Below are 5487 nucleotides of genomic sequence, written 5' to 3' on the forward strand. Positions count from 1 at the left end.
CGGTTCGTGAAGGGGCCCAATTTAATAAACACCCATCAGGGAAACATTCATGTTTGAGTCAGAAATATCATGCAAATGAACGAATTCACGGCGTTTTCGGCCTGAATGCGACTCAGTGCGCCTCATCCCAATTGCTGCCAGTACCGGTATCGACCACCAACGGCACCCGCAATTGTGCCGCTTGCGACATGCGCTGCACGACATTGCTACGCAGTTCTTCGATGAAACCGGCCTCGGCTTCGAACACCAGTTCATCGTGCACCTGCAKGATCATCCGCGCCGGTGCGCCGCTGTCACGCAGCCATTTGTCCACATCGACCATGGCGCGCTTGATGATGTCGGCGGCGGTGCCCTGCATCGGTGCATTGATCGCCGCACGTTCAGCGCCAGCACGCAGGCCCTGGTTACGTGCATGAATGTCGTTCAGGTACAGCCGGCGACCGAACAGGGTCTCCACGTAGCCCTGCTCGCGGGCCTGCTCGCGCATGCGCTCCATGAAGTCACGCACGCCCGGATAGCGGCTGAAGTACAGCGCCACGTAGTCCTGCGCCTGGCCACGGTCGATGCCGAGGTTGCGGGCCAGTCCGAACGCACTCATGCCGTACATCAGGCCGAAGTTGATCGCCTTGGCCGCGCGACGCTCGTTGCTGGTCACTTCTTCCAGGGTGCGGCCGAACACCTCGGCGGCGGTGGCGCGATGCACGTCGGCGCCCTGCTCGAAGGCCCGCACCAGGCCCGGGTCTCCGGACAGATGCGCCATGATCCGCAGCTCGATCTGCGAATAGTCGGCCGCCAGCAGCTGGAAGCCTTCCGGGGCGATGAACGCACGGCGGATGCGGCGGCCATCCTCGGTGCGGATCGGGATGTTCTGCAGGTTCGGATCGGACGAGGACAGGCGGCCGGTGGCGGCGCCGGACTGGTGGTAGCTGGTGTGCACCCGGCCGGTTTCGGAGTTGACCATCTCCGGCAGCTTGTCGGTATAGGTGCTGCGCAGTTTGGCCAGGCCACGGTACTCAAGGATCACCCGGGGCAGCTCGTGCTGCTCGGCAATCGCCTCCAGCGCCTCTTCATTGGTGCTGGGCTGGCCCTTGGGGGTCTTCACCACCGCCGGCAGCTTCAGTTCGTCGAACAGCACCGCCTGCAGCTGCTTGGGCGAATCCAGGTTGAAGCTGCGCCCGGCCAGTTCGGTGGCCTTCTGCTGCGCGGCCAGCATGCGCGAGGACAGGTCCTGGCTCTGCCGGCGCAGTTCGTCGGTGTCGATCCGCACGCCATTGGCTTCGATGCTGGCCAGCACCGGCACCAGCGGCATCTCGATGCTGCGGTACACGCTGTCCAGGGTCGGTTCGGCCAGCAGCTGCGGCTGCAGCGCGTGGTGCAGGCGCAGGGTGATGTCGGCGTCTTCGGCGGCGTAGCGGCCGGCCTCGTCGATGCCCACCTGCGAGAACGAAATCTGCTTGGCGCCCTTGCCTGCCACGTCCTCGAACTTGATGGTGTTGTAGCCTAGGTAACGCAGGGCCAGCGAATCCATGTCGTGGCGGGTGGCGGTGGAATTGAGCACGAAGCTCTCAAGCATGGTGTCGTCGTGGTAGCCCTGCACGTCCACGCCATGGCGGCGCAGCACGTGCAGGTCGTACTTGCCATGCTGGCCCAGCTTCTTCTTCGCCGGGTCCTGCAGCACCGGCCGCAGCGCATCGAGCACCTGTGCCAGCGGCAACTGTGCCGGCGCGCCGGGATAATCGTGGCCGACCGGGATGTAGGCGGCCTTGCCCGGCTCCACCGCCAGGCTGATGCCGACCAGGCGCGCACGCATCGCATCCAGTGCGTCGGTCTCGGTGTCGAAGCTGATCAGGTCAGCCTGCTGCACGCGCGCAACCCAGGCCTGCAGCTGCTCGGTGGTCAGCACGGTCTCGTACTCGCCGGGCGCCGACAGCGCCGGATCGAGCTCGCCGACGGGCGGCGCTTCGGCGCTGCCACGGGCAAAGCCGGCTGCGGTGCCACGCAGGCTCGGCGTCGCGTCGTTGGCCACTGCAGGCGCCGGTACCGGCCCGCCCAGCTCCTTCAATGCCTGGGTGAAGCCGTAACGCAGGTACAGCTCGCCCAGGGTGGGCACATCCGGATCGCGCAGGGCCAGCGTGGTCGGGCTGGCGTCCAGCGCGACGTCGGTGCGGATGGTCACCAGCTCCTTGTTCAGCGGCAGGCGCTCCAGCGCGGCGCGCAGGTTTTCGCCGATCTTGCCCTTCATGGTCGGCGCCGCTGCCATCACCCCGTCCAGATGCTGGTATTCGGCCAGCCACTTGGCGGCCGTCTTCGGCCCGCACTTCTCCACGCCCGGCACGTTGTCCACGGTATCGCCCATCAGCGCCAGCAGGTCGACGATCTGGTCGGCGCGCACGCCGAACTTGTCCATCACCGCCGCGTCCGAATCCATGCGGCTGCCGGTCATGGTGTTGACCAGTTCGATGCCCGGCCGGACCAGCTGCGCGAAATCCTTGTCGCCGGTCGAGATGGTGACCTTCAGGTCCTGTGCCACGCCCTGCAGGGCCAGGGTGCCGATCACATCGTCGGCCTCCACGCCGTCGATGCGCAGGATGCTGATGCCCAGCGCTTCGACGATGCGRCACATCGGCTCGACCTGGCTGCGCAGTTCATCGGGCATCGGCGGGCGATTGGCCTTGTATTGGTCGTACAGGTCATCGCGGAAGGTCTTGCCGGGGGCATCGACGACGAAGGCGACGTAGGCCGGGCGCTCCTTCAGCGTCGAGCGCAGCATGTTGACCACGCCGAACAGCGCGCCGGTGGGCTCACCCTGTGCATTGGACAGGGGCGGCAGCGCGTGGAACGCGCGGTACAGGTAACTGGACCCGTCGATCAGGACTAATCTGCTCATGTGTCGATTCTACGCGCCTGTTCCTGCATCGCGGCGACACGGCAGCGACGCGGCGTTGGGGCATAATCAAGGCTCTTTCCAGGCAAAGGCCCCGCCGATGAAGACCCTGATGCTGGCTTCCCTGCTCCTGCTTGCTGGCTGCGCCAGCATGGGCGGCGCGGGCGCTCCCCCGGTGGACGTCAAGGGCGCCGATGTTTCCAAGCGCACGATGGACAACGGCGACACCATCGAGGAATACCGGGTGTCCGGCCAGTTGCGCATGGTCAAGGTGACGCCGGCACGCGGCGCCCCGTTCTACATGTATGACAAGAACGGCGATGGCCGCTTCGACAATGACAAGGATGGCGTGTCGCCGGTGTACTGGAAGCTGTACAGCTGGTGATGTGGCCGGGGTCGGATCCCTTTCCACGGGAAAGGGCTCTGACCCCATCAAGGCGATCGGCACGGCCCTATCCACGCATGGCGTGGATCTACTGGGCATTGCGGTGGCCCCATCCACGCATGGCGTGGACCTTTGACGGTGAACTGGAGTAGATCCACGCCATGCGTGGATGCTCTTCGATCAATTGTCGAAAAACAACGCCGGCGCGCATCCTGCGGCCGGCGTCGGGTCCCCTCCCCGGGAACGCTTCCGTATCAGCGGATGACCAGCACCGGCAGCGTACTGCGCGCCAGCACCTCGGCGGTCTGGCTGCCCAGCAGCACGCGGGTGACGCCGCGGCGGCCGTGCGAGGTCATTACGATCAGGTCGCTGTTGCGCTGGCCCGCCGTCTCGATGATGCCGTCGGCCGCGTAGCGGTCCAGCACATGCACCGGATTGGCGGTGATGCCCTGCTCGGCCGCCTTGGCCAGGGCCGGCTGCAGCACCTTCTGCGCGCCTTCCTCGCGGTCGGCCTTGTACTCCGGGCTGTTCATGTAGCCCACGCTCCAGCCCATGGCGTCGTACATGCCGACGGCCCAAGGCTCGGAGACGGTGACGATGTCGACCTCGGCGTTGAGGTCCTTGGCCAGCTCCAGGCCCTTGGCCAGGCCCTTGTCGGCCAGCTCCGAGCCATCGGTGGCGATCAGGATGCGCTTGTACATGGTGGGGCTCCGCGGTGATCCAGCCAGTGGGAACGACACCATTACACAGCCTGTGTGGAGATCGTGCCTTGCGCAGGATCAATCCGGCAGCGCGCAGCGATGCCTGCGCAGCGCGGCATGATCGGCCGACGCGCCCAGGATCGACAGGCAACTGGAATGCTCCGGTAGCGCCGGGCCACGCCCGGCGGGCACTCAGGCCTGCACCGTCACCCGCCAGCCACCGTCGTGCGGCTGCCAATCGAATTCCACCGGCAGGAACTTCTCGATCAACCGCGCATTGCTGACCAGGTGATCGCTCAGCACGTGGGTGGTGAACGCACCGCCGCCCGCCAGCGCCATCGGCAGCAGCAACTGGTCGGACAGGTACTCGCCAACAGCACCGGTCCCGTCCAGGTACTGCTTGACCTGCCCGGCCAGGCGCGCCCCGACCTGCTCGGCGGAGACACTGCGCTCGCCGTGGCCGCTGAACACCTCCACGTGATCACCATGACGCACGCGCACCAGGGCGACGTTGCCCGGTCCCAGCGCCGGCCGTATCGACTGCACGTTGCGCGGGTGCGGGTCCACGCCCAGCGTCTCGGCCAGTACCTGCAGTTCGCGCAGGCCGATGCCGCTGGAGAGGCCGGACATCAGCACCTGTGCCTCGATCGCCTGCAACGGTGCACGCACCTCCAACGACGGCGGCTGCAACGCCGCGCACGGCTGCACCTGCACCTCCATCACGCCGCCACCGGCTGGATGGAAGCCGTGCTGCAGCAGCTGCATCGACGCCTGCACGCCCATCCGGCCCAGCGCCGGCAGATAGCTTTGCGCGATGAAATCCGCGCTGGGTGCCAGCGGATTGTGGGTACCGCCTTCCAGGCGCAGCTGCGACGGCCCCTGCGCGCGCCACAGCGCGGGCAGCACGGTCTGCAGCACCAGCGTGGCCGAGCCGGCGCTGCCGGTCGCGAAGTGGTAGGTGCCGGCGCTCACCCGCCCCGGCTCGAAACGCAGCGAGGTAGCGCCAAGTTCTGCACCGTGCACACAGGCGTTGCCGACCCGCGCCGCAGCGTTCACCGCGGTCAGGTGCTGGCGCATCAACCCCGGCTTGCGCCGGATCGCGCGGATGTTGTGCAGCGTGAAGCCGGTGCCGGTGCACAGGCTCAGGGTCAGTGCCGAGCGCAGCAGCTGTCCGCCTCCGTGCCCGCCATCCAGTTCAATCATGTCCATCTGTCTGTTCCTCCGTGCCCGTTGTTCGATGCCGGGCCTTGCTGCCGTGCGCGGCGCAGTGTACGCCGCGCACGGGTTGCCTCATCCCTTCACGCACACCACCTGGCGCAGCGTGTGCACGATCTCGACCAGATCGCGCTGGGCCTCCATCACCGCCTCGATCGGCTTGTAGGCCGCCGGCGATTCATCCACCACCTCCGCATCCTTGCGGCACTCCACGTGCGCGGTGGCCTTGGCGTGGTCATCCACCGTGATCAGCTTGCGTGCCTGGGTACGGCTCATCACGCGGCCGGCACCGTGGCTGCAGC

At 66.8% G+C, this 5487-nt stretch carries 5 protein-coding genes; 1 reads left to right on the top strand and 4 read right to left on the bottom strand.

What is annotated here, in order from left to right; translation table 11 throughout:
- Positions 1–112: 112 nt before the first annotated feature.
- Positions 113–2887: a DNA polymerase I gene (gene polA, locus AC1VAN_RS09660; RefSeq protein ID WP_480985710.1), complete on the bottom strand. Its 2775-nt coding sequence runs from the start codon at positions 2885–2887 to the stop codon at positions 113–115.
- Between the two features lie 97 nt (positions 2888–2984).
- On the opposite strand from polA, the gene AC1VAN_RS09665 reads away from it, so the two are divergent.
- On the top strand, positions 2985–3269 hold the full coding sequence (locus AC1VAN_RS09665; protein WP_025878043.1) for a DUF2782 domain-containing protein: 285 nt from the start codon (positions 2985–2987) through the stop codon (positions 3267–3269).
- A 254-nt stretch (positions 3270–3523) separates the two neighbouring features.
- Here AC1VAN_RS09665 and AC1VAN_RS09670 read toward each other — a convergent pair whose 3' ends face one another.
- The 3 genes from AC1VAN_RS09670 to AC1VAN_RS09680 form a co-directional block, all read right to left on the bottom strand.
- Entirely contained in the window at positions 3524–3970 is a 447-nt protein-coding gene (locus AC1VAN_RS09670) for a universal stress protein (protein WP_025878044.1), read from the bottom strand.
- 192 nt (positions 3971–4162) lie between these two features.
- Positions 4163–5179, bottom strand: coding sequence for an RNA 3'-terminal phosphate cyclase (gene rtcA, locus AC1VAN_RS09675; protein WP_025878045.1), 1017 nt, complete (start codon positions 5177–5179; stop codon positions 4163–4165).
- An 81-nt stretch (positions 5180–5260) separates the two neighbouring features.
- A partial coding sequence (locus AC1VAN_RS09680; protein WP_480985711.1) for an RtcB family protein occupies positions 5261–5487 on the bottom strand: 227 nt, incomplete at its 5' end.

The organism is Stenotrophomonas sp. 05L44_2 (assembly GCF_056665995.1).